The 16929-nt window shown below is 49.3% G+C and carries 19 protein-coding genes; 7 read left to right on the forward strand and 12 right to left on the reverse strand.

Annotated elements, in window-relative coordinates; genetic code table 11:
- Positions 1 to 7: 7 nt before the first annotated feature.
- Together FH974_RS17335 and FH974_RS17340 are read right to left on the reverse strand one after the other, a co-directional pair.
- Positions 8 to 799 carry a TOBE domain-containing protein gene (locus FH974_RS17335; RefSeq protein WP_047884765.1) on the reverse strand — a complete coding sequence of 264 codons (792 nt, stop codon included), beginning with the start codon at positions 797 to 799 and terminating at the stop codon, positions 8 to 10.
- 137 nt (positions 800 to 936) lie between these two features.
- Positions 937 to 2286 (reverse strand): endonuclease/exonuclease/phosphatase family protein, encoded by a 1350-nt coding sequence (locus FH974_RS17340; RefSeq protein ID WP_047884764.1) that lies wholly within the window; start codon positions 2284 to 2286, stop codon positions 937 to 939.
- A gap of 1141 nt (positions 2287 to 3427) precedes the next feature.
- Here FH974_RS17340 and FH974_RS17345 point away from each other — a divergent pair.
- Entirely contained in the window at positions 3428 to 5143 is a 1716-nt protein-coding gene (locus tag FH974_RS17345) for an NAD-dependent malic enzyme (RefSeq protein WP_047884763.1), read from the forward strand.
- Positions 5144 to 5218: 75 nt separating this feature from the next.
- On the opposite strand, the gene FH974_RS17350 is transcribed toward FH974_RS17345, so the two are convergent.
- A complete protein-coding gene (locus tag FH974_RS17350; RefSeq protein WP_047884762.1) occupies positions 5219 to 5551 on the reverse strand; it encodes a DUF3392 domain-containing protein in 333 nt (110 codons plus the stop codon).
- Between the two features lie 184 nt (positions 5552 to 5735).
- On the opposite strand from FH974_RS17350, the gene FH974_RS17355 reads away from it, so the two are divergent.
- The 4 genes from FH974_RS17355 (at position 5736) to FH974_RS17370 (ending at position 7959) form a co-directional block, all read left to right on the forward strand.
- Positions 5736 to 5903, forward strand: a complete 168-nt coding sequence (locus FH974_RS17355) for a DUF2256 domain-containing protein (RefSeq protein WP_084712525.1) — start codon at positions 5736 to 5738, stop codon at positions 5901 to 5903.
- A 114-nt stretch (positions 5904 to 6017) separates the two neighbouring features.
- Positions 6018 to 6431: an alternative ribosome rescue aminoacyl-tRNA hydrolase ArfB gene (arfB, locus tag FH974_RS17360; protein WP_047884761.1), complete on the forward strand. Its 414-nt coding sequence runs from the start codon at positions 6018 to 6020 to the stop codon at positions 6429 to 6431.
- Positions 6432 to 6531: 100 nt separating this feature from the next.
- Positions 6532 to 6975 (forward strand): hypothetical protein, encoded by a 444-nt coding sequence (locus FH974_RS17365; RefSeq protein WP_047884760.1) that lies wholly within the window; start codon positions 6532 to 6534, stop codon positions 6973 to 6975.
- A 108-nt stretch (positions 6976 to 7083) separates the two neighbouring features.
- Positions 7084 to 7959, forward strand: a complete 876-nt coding sequence (locus tag FH974_RS17370; RefSeq protein ID WP_047884759.1) for an aspartoacylase — start codon at positions 7084 to 7086, stop codon at positions 7957 to 7959.
- Between the two features lie 278 nt (positions 7960 to 8237).
- Here the strand turns inward: FH974_RS17370 and FH974_RS17375 are convergent, their stop codons facing one another.
- Both FH974_RS17375 and FH974_RS17380 read right to left on the reverse strand, forming a co-directional pair.
- Positions 8238 to 8777, reverse strand: coding sequence for a GNAT family N-acetyltransferase (locus FH974_RS17375; RefSeq protein WP_207103976.1), 540 nt, complete (start codon positions 8775 to 8777; stop codon positions 8238 to 8240).
- Between the two features lie 18 nt (positions 8778 to 8795).
- Positions 8796 to 9068 (reverse strand): hypothetical protein, encoded by a 273-nt coding sequence (locus FH974_RS17380; protein WP_047884758.1) that lies wholly within the window; start codon positions 9066 to 9068, stop codon positions 8796 to 8798.
- Positions 9069 to 9432: 364 nt separating this feature from the next.
- Between FH974_RS17380 and FH974_RS17385 the strand changes: the two genes are divergently transcribed.
- The gene (locus FH974_RS17385) at positions 9433 to 10335 is read left to right on the forward strand and encodes a DMT family transporter (RefSeq protein ID WP_047884757.1); all 903 of its coding nucleotides are present in this window, start codon (positions 9433 to 9435) and stop codon (positions 10333 to 10335) included.
- Here FH974_RS17385 and FH974_RS17390 read toward each other — a convergent pair.
- The 4 genes from FH974_RS17390 to FH974_RS17405 all read right to left on the reverse strand — a co-directional run bounded on the left by FH974_RS17390 (position 10332) and on the right by FH974_RS17405 (position 14394).
- On the reverse strand, positions 10332 to 10646 hold the full coding sequence (locus FH974_RS17390) for a DOPA 4,5-dioxygenase family protein (protein ID WP_047884756.1): 315 nt from the start codon (positions 10644 to 10646) through the stop codon (positions 10332 to 10334). The genes FH974_RS17385 and FH974_RS17390 overlap by 4 nt on opposite strands.
- 98 nt (positions 10647 to 10744) lie before the next feature.
- The gene (locus tag FH974_RS17395) at positions 10745 to 11503 is read right to left on the reverse strand and encodes a glutamine amidotransferase-related protein (RefSeq protein ID WP_047884755.1); all 759 of its coding nucleotides are present in this window, start codon (positions 11501 to 11503) and stop codon (positions 10745 to 10747) included.
- 21 nt (positions 11504 to 11524) lie between these two features.
- The gene (locus FH974_RS17400) at positions 11525 to 12946 is read right to left on the reverse strand and encodes an aldehyde dehydrogenase family protein (protein WP_047884754.1); all 1422 of its coding nucleotides are present in this window, start codon (positions 12944 to 12946) and stop codon (positions 11525 to 11527) included.
- 77 nt (positions 12947 to 13023) lie between these two features.
- Positions 13024 to 14394, reverse strand: coding sequence for a glutamine synthetase family protein (locus FH974_RS17405; protein WP_047884753.1), 1371 nt, complete (start codon positions 14392 to 14394; stop codon positions 13024 to 13026).
- Positions 14395 to 14765: 371 nt separating this feature from the next.
- Here FH974_RS17405 and FH974_RS17410 point away from each other — a divergent pair, with 371 nt between their 5' ends.
- Positions 14766 to 15050, forward strand: coding sequence for a DUF1496 domain-containing protein (locus FH974_RS17410; protein ID WP_207103977.1), 285 nt, complete (start codon positions 14766 to 14768; stop codon positions 15048 to 15050).
- Positions 15051 to 15495: 445 nt separating this feature from the next.
- Here the strand turns inward: FH974_RS17410 and FH974_RS17415 are convergent, their stop codons facing one another.
- From FH974_RS17415 to FH974_RS17425, 3 genes are all read right to left on the reverse strand, one after another.
- Positions 15496 to 15660: a hypothetical protein gene (locus FH974_RS17415; protein ID WP_169776020.1), complete on the reverse strand. Its 165-nt coding sequence runs from the start codon at positions 15658 to 15660 to the stop codon at positions 15496 to 15498.
- A gap of 326 nt (positions 15661 to 15986) precedes the next feature.
- Positions 15987 to 16289: a YfcZ/YiiS family protein gene (locus FH974_RS17420; RefSeq protein WP_047884752.1), complete on the reverse strand. Its 303-nt coding sequence runs from the start codon at positions 16287 to 16289 to the stop codon at positions 15987 to 15989.
- Between the two features lie 289 nt (positions 16290 to 16578).
- Positions 16579 to 16929 carry a DUF3316 domain-containing protein gene (locus FH974_RS17425; RefSeq protein WP_047884751.1) on the reverse strand — a complete coding sequence of 117 codons (351 nt, stop codon included), beginning with the start codon at positions 16927 to 16929 and terminating at the stop codon, positions 16579 to 16581.

The raw sequence follows: 16929 nt of genomic DNA on the forward strand, positions 1-16929 counted from the left end.
TAGCCTGTCAGGTTAGGGTTGCAACAATGACCTGAGCCGGAGAGAAGCTTGCATAAGCGGTCATACCGGTTTTGATTGTCGCCGGTGCTTTCGCCTCGTGATCCATCAAGGCATACACTGCATCATTGTCACTGATTTTTATCACTACCTCCGTTGCATCTTCATCGGTGCTTACCGACTCAACGACTCCCTTGAGCTGATTGATAAAGCCCTTTTCCGATGGTAGAGGCTGTGTTGTCACACTCACAGCTGGACCTTTTATCAACGCGACCACATCTTTGCCGATATCCAGTTTGAGCCGTCGTGTGCTGCCACGAGTGATACTGGCCGTCAGTGTTTGTTGGTCGTCGAGAGAAATGGTAACGAGATCATGCAGGGAATGGGGCTGAATATCGGTAATCGTACCAAACAACTGGTTGCGAGCACTGGTTTGCAGCGACATTCTGCTCATGATACCGAGCAGGCTGTGCAGCGGGACATTCTCATCGTTGAGGGCTTGCAACCCCATTGTCTGGATTGTTTCCAGCAGTTCGTACATTTGCACCATGCGCAGCCCGTGTCGGGTCAGTGACGCGCCGCCCCCTCCTTTACCGCCTTTTTCACTGTCAATCAGCGGTGCTTCCGCGCGGCTGTTCATGTCTTTGACGGCATCATGGGCGGCTTTGTAGCTGATTCCGGCCAGCTTTGCTCCCTGACTGATCGAGCCGGTTTGCTGAATGGCTTTCAACAAGGCAATACGCTTGGGATTGGCGAAGAGCTTTCCGTTTTGGGAAAGGGTCAGCTGTGCTTCAACATCCATTCTAAGAATCCTATGAAAACAGGCGGTTAAGCCAGTCTTGGACAAGACGGTAAGTGTGGGAGTATAGCAAAGCGATGAAAGCCTCATAAGAGGCTTTCATCGGAGTTTTACTGTTCAGCGCAAGTTGCGAGAAAAGATTATTGGTTGAAATCGATATCCACCCATACCATGCGATGGTCTGAAGAGACCCCTTTACTGTTACCTAGCGCAGCATCATAGACAAGGTGATAGCCGGTTTCACTGCCCGATGGCCAGAACACGCCTGACGCTTTCACCGCGAGGGTGGCTGACGGAATGACGTAATCAAGGCGCAGGCCGCTGGTACTGGTAATGTTTGCCGGATGCGGCGTATCCTGGTTTCGCTGGCAAATGCCTTCGCTGAGACAGTACTCACCGCCGTTGCTGGCCGGAGCCAAACTACCAAGCGTGCTTTCGACATTCATCTGAGTGTGACTGAGCAGGCCGGCAATGGTGGCGCGATCGCCGTCGCCCATCTGATGATCTGCGTTCAGATCACCGGCAATGACAAAATGGCTGCCAAGCGGTAAGCCGCCGGTCAGCCCATTGTCATCATAGATATAGGTCTGGTTTTCGATGTAGTCCTGCCAGAATTTCAGTTCAGCCCGGTTTCGCTCGGTGTTGTGTTTTGCCGGGTTATCAAAAATCGGTGGTGCCGGGTGCGAGACCAGAAAGTGAACCACCTGCTCGCCGGATTTCGTCGGGATGATCACCGGTACATCCACATGGTTTTTGGAGGAAAGCGGGAACTGCTCCCAGGCTTCATTGCTGTACCAGCTATCGCCGCACGCTTTACCTTCCGGAAGCGCTTTGTCACAGTTGACAATTTTCAGGTTGTTTTCGCCCGGCATATCTTTCCATCTAAAGTCCTGGAAAGTGCGGATATTGGGCTCATCAATCTTGAACCGTGAAAACACGGCAAAGGCGTACTGGCCGTGGTAGAAACCAAATCCCCAAGCATCATCACCCTGGTCTGATTTATTTCCGTCCAGGTTTAAATCCTGACCACTTGGCTTGCCGGTGTTGGTGGCAAAATTCTCGCGATAAGCGAACTCAATGGGTGACTGCCCATTCTGGCTGTGCGACAGGTAGTTATTCTGAAAACCATCCAGAGCCTGCATATCTTCGCCACTACCGTCATTATTAAACTCGGCCAATACAAAAGTATCGGGGCGTACGCGCTGAATAGTCTCGGCAACGTTCCGAATCTGAATAATCCTTTTAGCCGTCTCAGTTTCTTCCGTCGTTAATGTGCTGTCGTTAGCCTGATAACGTTGTAACAGTGCATTTTGTTCACCGTGGGTAAATGACATTTCACTGACCAGCGTTTCGTAGGTCGCGCGGTCAAATGACAGGTTAAACGTGGCAAATCTGGCCTGGGAGTGAGTGATTTCGGCATTATTACTGTTACAACCTGCCAGTGCTGACAAAGCCAGAGTTGCGGCAATCAGAGAATGTTTAAAATGCATGTTTTGTGTTCATGGACTTAAAAAGAGTGACATAGGTTATACAAAAGCAATATTACACTTCTGTTGATAAACAATAGTTTGCGATCAATGTCATGAAAATAGCTTAAACAAAGATGAATGTACTGCCGAGGTAGGTTCGAAAAATGTTTACAACACCAGCAATAAACAAAAAGCCGCCAGAAATGACATAACTGTAATGAAACCAGATATAGGTTGTTGGATATTTAATATTCAATAATGCGGTGAGAATTTCATCAGGATGAAAGCACTAAATTAAAACATCAATGAATGAGTGATGAAAACAGAGAATAACGATCATCACATTGTTTGGGATTGGTCCCAAAAATTTATGTCAATTTTTTCCCTGACTCAAAATTGACAGGAATTTAATAAAACGGGAACACTTGATCCAGATAATGGCGACAGTGATTGAATAAACATTAAAAGATATGGATGAAATGTGATGCTGGTCTGAGGAGTGTTTTATGACTTCCTTAACTTGGGCGTTAATAATTTTTTCTCTATCGCAAAATAAAAAAGATAAGTGCGAAAAGTCTGTAAATATGTGGATTAATCTTCCCTGTTTACAGTTTTTTACGCCTTGAAATCGCTACTGACCAAGATGTTTTTAAGTAGCGGTGGTTACAACAGGCTAGGTGTATGTGTGAAAAATGTAATGGGCGAATGATTCAGGTTCGTCGTAACTGGTTTCAAAAACTTAAGTATCGCTCTATCTGGAAATGTATCGATTGTGGACAGGAGGTCAAACTATGAGAGATAACCAGCGTGTGAGAAAAATCGTAACTACAGGAAGTATGCGGGCAATTGCCAAAACACGCCAGAAGCATCTTGAGTTGCTGCGAAAGACGCAAATCACCGAAGAAGGAGTCCGTCCTCATTTTTCATAACAGTGATAACTGTTGATGTTCCTCCGTTCACAGGAGATGGTGGCTGTTTTTAACCGGCTTGCTGGAAAATAATATTCTTTTCCGCAAAGAGACCGAGGGTCACATTTTTTGTCATACAACTTTATTACACTCGTGTAGCTTTCTATTGATATTTTACTCTCAACGAAAGCTATCAACGATGAATAAGGCAAAATGCCAAATAATAACAATGACAAATGTGAACGGAGGAATGAATGACGATAGGAAAATACCTACGTTGGAAAGATGAAAAAGGAAATGCCTTTCGTCCGGTTTCCCTGACCGGAACGGCACTACTCAACGATCGTACCCTCAATAAAAGTACAGCCTTCACCTACGAAGAACGAAAAGAATTTGAACTGGATGGGCTGCTGCCGCCTCGAGTCCAGACTTTTGACGATCAGTTAAACCGTGTTTATGACGGTTTCCGTAGCGCTTCAACGGATATTGAGAAGTATCTGTTCCTGCGTGCCCTTCAGGATCGTAACGAAACCCTGTTTTATGCCTTATTATCGCGCCATATCGAAGAAATGACGCCAATCATCTACACCCCGACAGTGGGCAAGGCGTGCCAGGAATTCAGCCACCGTTACCAGAAAGCACGTGGCCTGTATATTACCGCAGACAACGTAGACAAGATGGATGAGATGGCGCGCCAGTTCGCCGGGAAAGACATCAAAATTATCGTGGTGACTGACAGTCAGGGTATCCTGGGACTGGGTGATCAGGGCGTTGGTGGTATGGGTATTCCAATCGGTAAACTGTCACTGTACACGCTGGGAGCCGGTATTCACCCTGCACGCTGCCTACCTATCGCATTGGATGTCGGTACGGATAATCAGGATCTGCTGGATGATCCTATGTATTTGGGTATCCCTCGACGTCGTATGCGTGGTGAGGAATATAAAACCTTTATCAAGAAGTTTGTGACTCAGGTGAAACGTCAGTTCCCGGAAGCGGTGCTGCAATGGGAAGACTTCAGTAAGTCCAATGCTTTTGACAACCTGAGTGACTACGAAGAGTACATCCCGTCTTTCAATGACGACATTCAGGGCACAGGCTCCGTTGTGCTGGCCGGTATTCTGGGTGCAGTGAAGCGCAAAGGCGAGTCGCTGGTTGATCAATCGTATGTGGTCTACGGCGCCGGTGCGGGCGGCGTGGGTGTGGCTGATCAAATCTATGCCGGTCTGCTGAAGGAAGGGTGTTCACATGCCGTAGCTCGTGAGCGCATTTTCATTCTGGATTCGCAAGGGCTGGTTTTTGACGATCGTGATGGCCTGGATGAGTACAAAAAACGCTACGCCAAGCCAAGAGCGATCGCTGAAGGCTGGCAGGTGGCCGAGCAGGGCAAAGTATCACTCAGTGAGCTGATTGATAACTACCCGGTAACTGTACTGCTGGGAACCAGCGGCATTGGCGGTGCCTTCAAAGAATCGCATGTCCAGAAGATGATGGAATACACCAAACATCCGATGATCTTCCCGTTGTCTAACCCGACGGCAAACTGTGAAGCGTTGCCGGAAGATATCTACCGCTGGAGTGACGGTCAGGCAATCGTGGCAACGGGTAGTCCGTTTGACAACGTGACACACAACGGCGAAGAATTCCGCATCGGCCAGGGGAATAACGTTTTCATCTTCCCGGGGGTGGGTCTGGCTGCCATTGTTGCGAAGGTGGAAAAGATCACCATGGACATGTTCACGACCGCGTCGTACGCGCTGGCTGAAATGGTGAGTGAGGAAGACATCGAGCAAGGCTGTGTTTATCCGCGAATCAGTGATTTGAAAGCGGTGTCGCTGCATGTTGCCACGCGAATCCTTGAAAATATTCAGGCCACGGATCCGAACAGCCTGGTTGCAGGTCAGGATATTCGTCAGTCACTGGCAGAGCATATCTGGGAACCGGTTTACCTGCCGTACCGTCGCGTCTGATTTGCTACAGATCTTCACGATCAAATCTGATCTTGTGTTTACAGCCCGGTTCCACCGGGCTGTTTTTATTTGAGTTCAGACATGGCGGTGACGTTGAGCCCAGAGCCCGATCAGCACAAAGACCGCGGTCACGGCGGCTGCCAACCAGAGGGCGGGTAACCGATGAAGCTGTTTGGCGAGGTATGGGGCAACGCTGACAATCATAAAACCATAACCAAATGCATTCAGTAATATGAATGCTAGCGTGCGGACAATGAAATGGGTACTGGCAAGCTGATTGCGCATAAACCGATTGATGTCTGCGCCGAATATCACCAGCAGGCAGGCAATGATCGCCGTTGCTATCTCTCCCAGCCATGGCCGCAGCCAGAGACCGAAATCGGCTATCCACCCTAGAATAATCTCCACTTTCTTGGCTCCTCCCTAATATTCGTCAATGGCTTAAAATACAGTTATGGGCTTGCTCTGCGCCTTGCGAATCAGTACTTACCTGCGTTATGTATGGTCGCTATTGTGAAAAGCGTCTTGGATACATGGCGTTGAACCGACAAGCTCAAACTCGTTGTAGTCAATATGCGGCCGGGAGGCGTGAGTGAATAAATCGGATTTACCGGAAAAAATCTGCCCTGTTTGTCAGCGGCCATTTCGTTGGCGAAGCAAGTGGCGTCGCTGCTGGGAAGATGTTAAATACTGTTCGGAGCGGTGTCGTCGTGCCCGTGTGCGTGACAGGCAGAATCCGAAAGACGCTTTTGAGGCATGAAATGTCCAGAGAGAGGGATGCGAACACGAGGAGTTCGCCTTCAGTGCCTGGGTAGGTATACTGAAGGTGTGTCTCAAGGCACGATAAGTCTGTATCGAAGATAATCTATTCAAGATGTTAACAATTTCAAACACAGTTCAGCTGGGTGACTGGGAAATCGAGCTGACCCCAATCCGTGCCCAGGGTGCCGGTGGGCAAAACGTCAACAAAGTGTCCAGTGCGATTCATCTGCGCTTTGACATCAACCGGTCATCATTACCAGCTTTTTATAAAGAGCGCTTACTGGCACTCAGTGATAGTCGCATAACCAAAGACGGCATCATCATCATCAAGGCGCAACAGTTCCGGACACAAGAGCTAAATCGGGAGGATGCCCTGGCGCGCTTGGTGGCTTTGATCCAGTCTGCGGCGGTGCAACATAAATCGCGGCGGGAAACCAAGCCCACGCGATCCTCTCAGCAGCGCCGAATGGACAAGAAATCGCAACGGGGACAAACCAAAGTGCTGCGCGGAAAAGTGAAGTTTTGAAGCGCTTAACAAATTCTCTTACGGCTGCTGCTCTTTGTTGATATTTAGCGCTACAGTTTGTTTTTACATCGTTTTTTAATTGTGTTTATCGGGGATAGGGATGTCAGAATTGAAGAACAAACACCTACTACAGCTTTTCTATCGTGAGTCTGATCGGGTACGGTTGCTGGAACTGGACACCTTGCCTGAGCCGACAGGAGAAGAGCGAAAGGTGATGCAGGACTGGCTGGCCACCAAGCGCAGCTTTACGGTTGATGAAATTGCTACTCAGGCCTGGGTGAAAACCTGCTGTGCCGGAAATACCACGGAGATTTACCTGCACCCCGATGGTTCACTGGAAGAGTATGCGCTATTCAAACGTACCCGTGCCACCGGAGAGTGGCAACTGAAGGATGGTTTGCTCACGCTGGCCGTCCAGAAAGATGGCGACCGGTACGTTTCTACTGTCGTGGCCAATAAGCTCAGCAGCATTCATTCGGCGATTGAAGCGAAAAATGGCCAGGTATATTCCTATCTGAAAGTGGCACAAACACGTCAGTTGTGATTTTCTATGTGATTTTTCTGGAAAGTTATGCTGCGAGCTGGTATTCATTGGAAGAGTAATATCTACGTCAACAAAGAGTGAGCCCAAGCTGTGACTACAAGGAAGAAAATGAATAAAGTTGCCATTGTTGGTGGTACCCACGGTAACGAATTTAGTGGTATTTATTTACTGAAAAAATGGCGTCAGAACCCGGCGAAGATTCAGCGCGACAGTTTCGAAATTCAGACGGTTTTTGCCAACCCGCAAGCATTTGAAGCCAATAAACGTTACCTGGACTGCGATATGAATCGCCAGTTTGGCCTCAATGATCTGAACAATCCTGAACTGGCCAATTATGAACAAAGTCGGGCGAAAGCGATCAATGCGCAACTGGGGCCGAAAGGGGAGGCGCAAAGTGATTTTATTATTGATTTGCACAATACCACCAGCAATATGGGACCGTCACTGATCCTGCTGAAATCAGATGCTTTCAACCGTCAGATGGCGGCGTATGTCAAATCCAATATGCCTGACGCTGTTATCGTTCTGGAAGATCAGATCGAGATGGTCGAGCATACTTTCCTGTGTTCAATCGCCGAGCAAGGCGTAATCGTGGAAGTCGGGCCTCAGCCGCAGTCTGTTGTGCGTCAGGACGTTCTGGATTGGATGGAAGCGATGACGGGTCATATTCTTGATTTCGTCGACTTGTATAACCGCGATGAGGTGCCTGAACTGCCTAGCAGTTTTGAGGCATACAAGTACCATGAAACACTGAAATTGCCGGAAGATGAAAACGGTGAGCGTATCGGCATGGTACATAAAAATGTTCAGGACGCTGACTTTAAACCGCTGCGTAACGGGGATCCTATCTACACCTTGTTTGACGGTACTGAAGTATGCTGGGACGGGGACTACGAGGCGTATCCGCACTTTATTAATGAAGCGGCGTATTACGATAATAACCTGGCGATGTCGCTGGCAAAGAAGGTACTGGTTGAGGTGTAATTTTTCGTTTTGTATCTGCAACATGGACTTGCAATACGGACTCGCTACATAGCTTTTTAAACGCGACATGGTTTTTTAAAACGCTACATAATAGATTTTTAAAACGCGACATAGATGTTTAAAACAAAGAAACGCCATTCGGAGAAATCCGTGTGGCGTTTTTGATAGGCCGCCGAAAAGAAAATAGCGAGATACGCTCTGAGAAATACAGCGAGAACTGCTACGAGCATCAAGACAGACTGCTTTTTCACAAAACGCCCTGTGTGTGTCCGGCGGAATTACTCCCGATGGGCTAAGCGCAGATTTAAGCGCATTTCTAAGGGGTCAAGTGGCGTAACAGCTCGGTCCCCGCTGCTGCTGGCAGGGGTCATTGGCTGCGTCCTAAAGCCAAAGCGTTGATACAAGTTTCTGGCTGGATTCTCACTGAATACTCGCAATGCCAGCCAATTATGTTGTTTTTCACGTGCGTGACGACAGGCAAATCGTAGGCATTCCGTCCCTATGCCTTTGCCGTGAAATGCCGGTTCGATTTGGAGATCCCGGATGCAGGTTGTGTCTTCCAAATAGGAAAAGCGCAAAACCCCGACGCGGCGCTTATCGTAATAAATTTCATAGTTATCATATGTCAGCCAGCTTTGTGCAAACATCTCCGGTTGCCAGCTTAATTTCCGGCTGGCGTAATAGGGGACCATGTTGGTTTGGGTCAGCCTGGCGGCATAGTCTGCCGCCGCAAGTTCAGGTTTTGCTGCTGTACATACTACTGGCTCTGGTTCTTTACCTTGCTGATTTAATTGGACACTACGCAACTCGATAAGCATTACCACTCCTTATGATGATTATTTGAACCACCGCAGCAGGTTCATAAGCCCGGCAGCCATTCCTCCCGCAACATGCGCATGCGCGTAATCGCCGACAGCATGGGTGAAGTGGGAACGAAATTTATCTGTGGCTTCCTTTGGGGTATCAGCATAGATCACATCGTCATCAACAATGAATCCGGCTTGCAACAGCTGGGCTTTTTCTTCTTGGAAGGTACTGCTGGCCATATCCAGAAAAGTAAAGTTACGTCGTTCTGTTTCTGGCAGACAGAAAAACTGATATTTAGCCATGTTTACAACTCCTGTGATAACCAAAATAGTGTCAGAAACGGGGGGCATCACATTCAATATCCGGTTGGGAAAACAGAGCAAACACACTTTGGGTATTTTATAACTACCTGCTTACCTGCTTACCTGCTTACCTGCTTACCTGCTTACCTGCATATCAGCCGCGTAAGTGAATGACGTTGCAAGTAAAAACTTCACGCTGTTCAGTTTGTCGCCTATAAATGAAAATGACTTGGTTACAGATGTGTAAGCGATTTGGTGTTGTTATGATATGGATTGATTATGCGTGAAATGCAGGGCGTGTAAAGAGGAAAGACCGTGAGCCGTGACGAGGCAAATAAATCACTACTGAGGGGAAGGTAACACGATGACAACATGGAAGATTTTGAGCGTGACGGCGCTGGCGATGATGGCTTTTGCAGCTAATTCTCTGCTCAACCGGGAAGCATTACTGAATACCGCCATCGATCCTGCCAGCTTCACCTTCATCCGTCTGGTCTCGGGAGCTGCTATTTTATGGCTCATTGTCAATGCACGTCATCGCAAAACCGGATTTAACAGCAGTCACGGCACGGACAGGCATCACGGCAAGCAAGGTGGGCCGGCATCGCTTGCGGCTAACTGGACATCGGCTTTAGCCTTGTTTGTTTACGCGGCGGCGTTTTCATTTGCGTACGTCAGCCTGACAGCGGCGACCGGTGCTTTACTCTTGTTTGCTGCAGTGCAGGCGACCATGTTGGGCACCGGATTGTGGCGAGGCGAGCGATTGAATACGGCCCAAAGTGCCGGATTGCTGTTGGCGTTGGCTGGGCTGGTGGTGTTGCTGCTGCCAGGTGTGTCCGCGCCGTCATTCTGGGGAGCCGTATTGATGATTGCCGCTGGTATCGCCTGGGGAGTGTATTCGTTGCGTGGTAAGGGCGTGACCCAGCCGATTGAAGCCACCGCAAAGAACTTTTTGTGTGCTGTGCCGTTTACGGTTTTGCTGAGTGTCATGATGTGGAGTCGACAGTCGCTGGATTGGGCTGGGGTGGGGTATGCGCTGGCATCGGGTGCGCTGGCATCTGGCGTGGGTTACGTTCTGTGGTACAGCGTGCTGCCATTTTTACCCGCGACGGCGGCGGCATCGGTACAGCTCAGTGTCCCAGTGATTGCTGCACTCGGCGGTGTTGTCCTGCTTGATGAGACCCTTACGGTCAGGTTGGCACTGGCATCTGTCGCTATCCTGGGGGGCATTGCGCTGGTGCTCAGGCGCGACAGAAAATCCGGTTAGAAGATTTCTTCTTTAATCGGCAGCACTTCACCCAGCCATTTGGCATGCAGGGTGTGGTCGGCCAGTTCATCCGGCGTCACAGGGTGGATCAGGACTGACAGCCCTTCACGGTGCGCATCCAGCCATTCGATGAAGCCATGACGGTTATCGTTAAAATGCACTTCGAACATAGGTTTGGTATGCGGCCCGACCAGTCGGTTCACCAGTGGGAAAATGGCCGTAATATCTGAACGCGAAGTACGGATTAGTTCGTGAATACGAGATGCAAGTGCTTGTTGTTCAAGTTCAAAATAAATATGAGCGTGGTACATAATGTTCCCTCCTTTCATATCGCACAGTGTAATTCACGGTAAAAAAAACGCGAGCAGTAAAGGTCGATTATGTCGTTCAGATAATTTGAATGATGGGATTATGTCCGCTGGTGGTGATCATCTGTACGATGAACTTGGAAACGGTAGTGCTTGATGAACTGAATGATCCAGCGGGTAATCAGCAGATGTTGCGTCGGAGAGGAAAGCGAACGAAGGGCTGTACGAATGGTCGGCTCAGGTAGCTGCGGTGCTCGAAGCCGGATCAGATCCTCCAGGTAGGCCGGGGTAAATTCCGGGTGTCCTTGTATCCCCAGAAAATGCTTGCCGGTCAGACACATTGCATATGGGCAAAATGTGCTGCCTGCCAGCACCTGACTGTCAGAGGGTAATTGACTGATTTGGTCTTGATGGCTGCTGAGAAGAGCTATCTGGCGGCGTGGATTCGTCAGCCAGCTGTGTTCAAGCGCGGCAGCCTGATAGAGCTCGGCATGTTGTACACCCAGTCCCCACCCTGTGGAGGCAGGGGTAACATTCCCCCCGAGCGCCCAAGCGATCATCTGATGGCCGAAGCAGATACCGACCAGCGGACAGCGTTGAGAGTATAGCTGTTGTATAAACCCCTGAAAGACCCGAATCCAGCGCTGGTCATCGTAGACACTAAAACGGCTGCCGCTGGTGAGATACCCGTCGCACTCCGCCAGTTGCGATGGATATTGCTCGTCTGTCACACGGTAGAACACGAGGGTAATCGTCGGGTCGACCTGTGCAAATAGCTTGCTGAACATTTCCGGATAATTACCATGCCTAAGCTGTAATTCTGGCCTGACATCGTCACAGAGCAATACCCCAATTCTCATAGGTCGACTCCAAACGGTGATCTACACATGGTTTATACAGAACGCTTTAGGGCGGGTGAGGTTGCTGAATCCCGGATCCGACAGGGCACAGCCGCGACCGGAATGTTTCACCCCGCTCCAGGCCTGCGCGGGATCCAGAGTATCACAGCGGTTCACGCAGAAGGTGCCTGTGTCAAGGTGTGTGCCGATACCAGTGGCTTTCTGAACGTCGTTGCTGAACACGCTGGCGGTCAGACCATATTCGCTGTCGTTCATCAGTGAAATTGCTTCTTCGTCAGAACCGACTTTCTGAACGGGCAGCACCGGACCAAACGTTTCTTCTGTCATGACCCGCATATGGTGGGTGACATCTGAGAGCAATTGTGGGGCAAGGTATGGTGTCCCTTCCCGGCTCATAGGGAAGTTGGACTCGACAATATGGGCCTTGGCACCCTGATCAATGGCTTCACGGATCTGCTCCCGGACGAAGTCAGCGGCGCTGGTACTTATCATGGGTCCCAGGGTAGTCGCATCATCCAGCGGCGAACCCAGGCGGTAACGGTTGATCAGATTTCTTGCCTTGGCGACAAAAAGATCGTGAACACGGCTATCAACGTACACCCGCTCAATGGCGCAGCATGATTGACCGGAGTTATAAAAGGCACTGTTGACGATAGTGGCGACAGCATGATCCAGATTGGCATCGGCGCGAACGTAAGCCGGATCTTTGCCACCAAGCCCCAGCCCGATGCTGTGAAAGTGCCCCGCAGCGGCCTGTTCGATCATGGCTCCGCCTGCGACTGAACCGGTGAACGAAACATGGTGCAAGCGCTCACTTGCAACCAAGCGGTGCGTTGTAGGGTGATCGAGGTGAAGATATTGAAACACACCGGCAGGCAACTTTGCGGTTTTGAATGCCTGCTGCAGGCGTTCAGCGCAAAGCGGTGTTTGTGAGGAATGCTTCAGGATAACACTGTTCCCTGCCAGCAGTGCCGGAATGATCGCATTAATGGCTGTTAGATAGGGGTAGTTCCAGGGGGAAATCACCAACACAGTGCCGATAGGGGCGCGGGTGATGTATCGGCTGACGCCATTTTTCCGAGATTGAGTCATAGGAGCAAGTGCTTGCTCACTCTGTGTGATTATCCGTTGGGTGCGCGATTCAACGGCACGTAATTCATTGCTACTAAACCGGATAGGGCGTCCCATCATCCAGCTGATCTCGCAGGCAATCATTTCTTTGTGCTCAAGCAGCGCCCTGATAGCATCGCTGCAAAACTGCTGGCGTAAGCTGAGAGGCATCTGTTGCCAGTGCTGCTGGGCACGGTTTGCGATGTCCAGTGAACGATCGACATCCCGCAAGCTGTGAAGAGAGACAGACGCGATAACACTGCCGTCCACTGGCGAACAAGTGTGGCGGAGGGCCGGGGTATCCTGGTGAGAAACAGCCGCGGTATTAATCATAACGAACACCTGTCAGAGAAAGAAACGTCATAGGTGGTGCCGGCCGGAGCAATGGAACGCTCTGGCGCGCTGTTCCCCTAAATAATTTCAAAATAACGACTTAGTTCCCAGTCGGTTACGTGTTTACGAAACTCTCGGTCTTCCCATTCCCGTGAGGCAGAAAAATGCTCAACAAACGCCTCTCCGAACAGAGATTTGGCGATATCAGAGGCTTTGAACGCCTGTGTGGCATCCCACAGGGTACGAGGCAGTGACAGCGCATCATCATGCGGTTGCTGGTAGGCATTCCCGGTTACCGGATCGCTGGGCTCCCAGCCCTGCTCGATGCCGATCAAGCCCGAGCCTAATGCTGCAGCCAGTGCTAGATATGGGTTCGCATCGGCTGCCCCGATGCGGTACTCAACCCGCTGGCTTTTCGCGGAACCGGGAATGACCCGTAATGCGGTGGTACGGTTTTCTACTCCCCAGGTGGCGTCTGTGGGGGCCCAGTAACCTGGAATCATTCGGGTGTAACTGTTGACCGAAGGCGCAACCATGCACAACAGCACGGGCATCAGGCGCTGCTGACCTGCCAGGAAATGGCGTTGGAGAGGGCTCATGGCATGGGGCTGGCTGGCATCATAGAAAGCGCTGCTGCCATCTGCGGCATGGTTGAGGGACAAATGAATATGCCCGCTCTGGCCCGGATAGTCATTGCTCCACTTGGCCATAAATGTCGCCATCAGCTCATTTTTCTGTGCCAGTACCTTCATGTAAGTCTTAAATAATGCGGCTTTATCTGCGGCATCTGCGGCCTGATCAACGGCGATGGCGGCTTCAATGACACCTGGCCCGGTTTCGGAATGAATGCCTTCAATGGGGAAGTCCATGGTTTCCGCCATGCTCAGAATGGCCTTGTATAAACCGGAATAGGTGGAATTTCGGATCATGGAGTAACCGAACCAGTCCGGCGTGATGGTTTCCAGGTTACGGAATCCTTTTTCACGCGCGGAATGGGGCGTTTCCCGAAACAGGAAGAACTCATATTCAAAAGCCGCCTGGGCGTTAAATCCCATTGCTGTCGCTTTGTCGATAACACGGCGGAGGGTCGCGCGAGGGCATACCGTTTCGGCTTCACCGGCAAATTCCGCAATGAACAATAACATGCCGTCTTCATCCAAAACGTCCCGGCAGCTGGAAGGAATAATCCGAACCGGCGCATCAGGATAACCAGTATGCCAGCCGGTGTAACGGGTGTTGTCATAGAGTTGATCTTTCACATCCCACCCCAGAACCACATCACAGAATGCGAAACCGTGTTCCAGGGAAGCAAAGAACTTCGCTTTTGACATGTATTTACCGCGCATAACGCCATCGTTATCAAATAAACCGACTTTGATATGGGTTAGTTTGCGCTCTTCAATGATGCGTTTCGCATCATCAATACTGCGTACCTCTCTCGGAACCATAACGGCAGGTATCCTCAACAACGAGTGTTCAGCTCACATCAAGATGTCGATACGGAATCAACAAAATCACGATTCTGTGATCAACTAGGATTTTTTTGTTATTGATAATAAACGTAGGAAGGAGAGGTGAATTCGTCAACTGTGCGTTAGCGGCAAAAAGCAATGTCCATACAATTGCTCATCGTTGTTTGGGAATAAGCTCGTCAGGAGAGTGAGCGATGCATGAGACACCCTGTTGAAACAATTGATATAAAAAAGTAAAAATAACAGCGGTTGTACCATATGCATTTGGTTTCTAATTTCTGTGCGTTAAATAAAATTAATGCCAGGGTCGCCTTTAAAAACTGCTTTAAGAGGATGGGAGAGAAAATATGCGAAACGTGTTTATGCACAGGGTGGTGCTGGGGATTAGTGTGGCTGCGGCGTTCAGTGCCCCTGCGATAGCGAAGGTAAACGAAGTATCGATGAAGCCACAACCGGCAATTACGCTGGAAGGTGAACTGACCCAGCATCGCGCCTGTTTCTATGACGGCAAGAAATATTCCCTGGGAGCCGTAATCAGTGTGGGGGCTGTGCTGCTGGAGTGCGTGCCAGAAAAGTCATTTGAAACGAACGGTAAACTGCGCTGGCAAACGTTGGAAACCAAGGCGAAATAGCCGCTGCGCAGGCTTACCGGCCAGTAGCATTATCGTAAGATAACTCATTGCATTAGCGTGCTGGTTTCTCGGGTCTTCACTCTTTGACTGGCGCTTTGGCTTTGTTGGTATGGCGTTGTAGGTATGGCTCCGTAGGTATAGCTTCGTTGGTATGGTTTGACTGGGATGGCGAGTCACGACGTAAAATGTGATCTTGGTAAACAAAAATGCAGCCACGAGGGCTGCATCAGTACAACGATTAAGAGTGATTTCAGTACCCGGCGAATATGTATGATTCCGATGTCATGCTTTACATTGTTGCTGTGAAAGTGAGTCACACTCAGCCACAAGTTAAAGCCAAAAATCAGTGCACAACCCGGCGCTCAATCACTCCGATGGCGGGATAGTCATGCTTGTACTGGTCAATACTGATTAACATACCAACCAGCGAAGACTTAGGTAACGACTAACGCACCATACGGCCGGAGTTCGGAGCCAGTCTGCCGGTACCACCTTGATGATGCGGAGTGGTTGCGCCCATTTCCTGCATGAGAAACTCTTTCATTGCAGCCGCTTCACGTTCATTGACCGGTTTCCAGTTTGAGATCACTCTTGCTTTATTGCTATTCATAGAACATTTCCTTTTCCTGTCATGATGAGAATTGTCATCATGTGCCCTGTGATTCATACTGAGCTTCATTCTCATACAATTTGTAGGGGAATGCCAGCAATAAATTGGTACAGGGTATAACTGAAATAGCGATTTTATCTATAAAGCAATGGATTACATTGCAGATCTGACCAGAATGGATGCATAAAACTGCATCAGTCCTGTTCAGTAACTCCATCCCTAACCTTAGTCTGTTTTGAGGCGATAAAAAAGCCAATTCTGGCGAAGAATTGGCTTTTCAGGAAAATTCGCAACTTTGATGAGAATGCACTGAATTGGGAGGTATCTCAGTTGCGTGCCAGAGAGCGAGTCTTCAGTTCGAAAATCAGTTTTTCAGCACTGCATTCAAACTGGAAGCGAGCGGTTAACTCGGTACTGTCTTCGCTGAGCTCACTGACTTCATGTTTGACGTTAGCATTGACTGTTTTGGCCAGTGATACGTAATTAGCCAGTTCGGCCTCAAGGGCTGGCTTATCGCCTCCGAAGATGTGTACTTCTGCAACTTCATCACCTTCTTTGATGATGAACCCCATTTCTGCAGACACACCGCAGGCTTCACAGGTCTGGTATTCTTGGCTTTCGTTGGTCATGGCGTTAACTCTATCTCCACTATTGTTATAGGGTCATTCTAAAGCGTTGTGACAGAGATCGCTATATACGAACACGGTTTTCGTATGACAAAAATCAAAGAGAAGATAGATACCCGGCAACCAACATCGAGAATACACGTTGGAGTATGATGACAAATTGGAGTAAGAATAAAAATTGAATAAAGGGGCAAAGGGCAGGGGCAAAGCACTGGAAATGTGCTTTAGTGTCACTTGGAATACGAAAAGCAGGGGAAGAGGCTCTCTTCCCCTGACAGCGGTAATCTGGAGTTCAGCGATTGTCTGACAGATACTTGTCGTAGCTGTAATCCACATTTACGACAGCACGGTATTTGACCTGACCGGAAGCTGTCGAAAATTCATCAATCTTAATACGGGAATCATCCACCTTGATCGTGTTGGTTTTCATGCCGTATTCGTAAATCCCTAATGTTCTTTTTAACCTTGAAGGAGATTCCGATTTGAGGTTGGTGGCAAAATCCTGCCCCTTACGCATAGCGCCTTCACGAGAATCACTGACGCCGGCAACAATGTTGCGACTTTCGTGATTCATATCCCGGGTAAAGGCATTTGCTCCTGTACTGATATCAAGCATAACCAAAGTGATAAGCAGCTTGTTCAT

This window comes from Photobacterium ganghwense (genome assembly GCF_017329545.1).
GTDB lineage: Bacteria > Pseudomonadota > Gammaproteobacteria > Enterobacterales > Vibrionaceae > Photobacterium > Photobacterium ganghwense.

Bases quoted from the DNA above. Each gene is read 5' to 3' on its own strand.
- FH974_RS17335 (WP_047884765.1), bottom strand. From the start codon at position 799: ATGGATGTTGAAGCACAGCTGACCCTTTCCCAAAACGGAAAGCTCTTC.
- FH974_RS17340 (WP_047884764.1), bottom strand. From the start codon at position 2,286: ATGCATTTTAAACATTCTCTGATTGCCGCAACTCTGGCTTTGTCAGCA.
- FH974_RS17345 (WP_047884763.1), top strand. From the start codon at position 3,428: ATGACGATAGGAAAATACCTACGTTGGAAAGATGAAAAAGGAAATGCC.
- arfB (WP_047884761.1), top strand. From the start codon at position 6,018: ATGTTAACAATTTCAAACACAGTTCAGCTGGGTGACTGGGAAATCGAG.
- FH974_RS17365 (WP_047884760.1), top strand. From the start codon at position 6,532: ATGTCAGAATTGAAGAACAAACACCTACTACAGCTTTTCTATCGTGAG.
- FH974_RS17370 (WP_047884759.1), top strand. From the start codon at position 7,084: ATGAATAAAGTTGCCATTGTTGGTGGTACCCACGGTAACGAATTTAGT.
- FH974_RS17375 (WP_207103976.1), bottom strand. From the start codon at position 8,777: ATGCTTATCGAGTTGCGTAGTGTCCAATTAAATCAGCAAGGTAAAGAA.
- FH974_RS17380 (WP_047884758.1), bottom strand. From the start codon at position 9,068: ATGGCTAAATATCAGTTTTTCTGTCTGCCAGAAACAGAACGACGTAAC.
- FH974_RS17385 (WP_047884757.1), top strand. From the start codon at position 9,433: ATGACAACATGGAAGATTTTGAGCGTGACGGCGCTGGCGATGATGGCT.
- FH974_RS17390 (WP_047884756.1), bottom strand. From the start codon at position 10,646: ATGTACCACGCTCATATTTATTTTGAACTTGAACAACAAGCACTTGCA.
- FH974_RS17395 (WP_047884755.1), bottom strand. From the start codon at position 11,503: ATGAGAATTGGGGTATTGCTCTGTGACGATGTCAGGCCAGAATTACAG.
- FH974_RS17400 (WP_047884754.1), bottom strand. From the start codon at position 12,946: ATGATTAATACCGCGGCTGTTTCTCACCAGGATACCCCGGCCCTCCGC.
- FH974_RS17405 (WP_047884753.1), bottom strand. From the start codon at position 14,394: ATGGTTCCGAGAGAGGTACGCAGTATTGATGATGCGAAACGCATCATT.
- FH974_RS17410 (WP_207103977.1), top strand. From the start codon at position 14,766: ATGCGAAACGTGTTTATGCACAGGGTGGTGCTGGGGATTAGTGTGGCT.
- FH974_RS17415 (WP_169776020.1), bottom strand. From the start codon at position 15,660: ATGAATAGCAATAAAGCAAGAGTGATCTCAAACTGGAAACCGGTCAAT.
- FH974_RS17420 (WP_047884752.1), bottom strand. From the start codon at position 16,289: ATGACCAACGAAAGCCAAGAATACCAGACCTGTGAAGCCTGCGGTGTG.
- FH974_RS17425 (WP_047884751.1), bottom strand. From the start codon at position 16,929: ATGAACAAGCTGCTTATCACTTTGGTTATGCTTGATATCAGTACAGGA.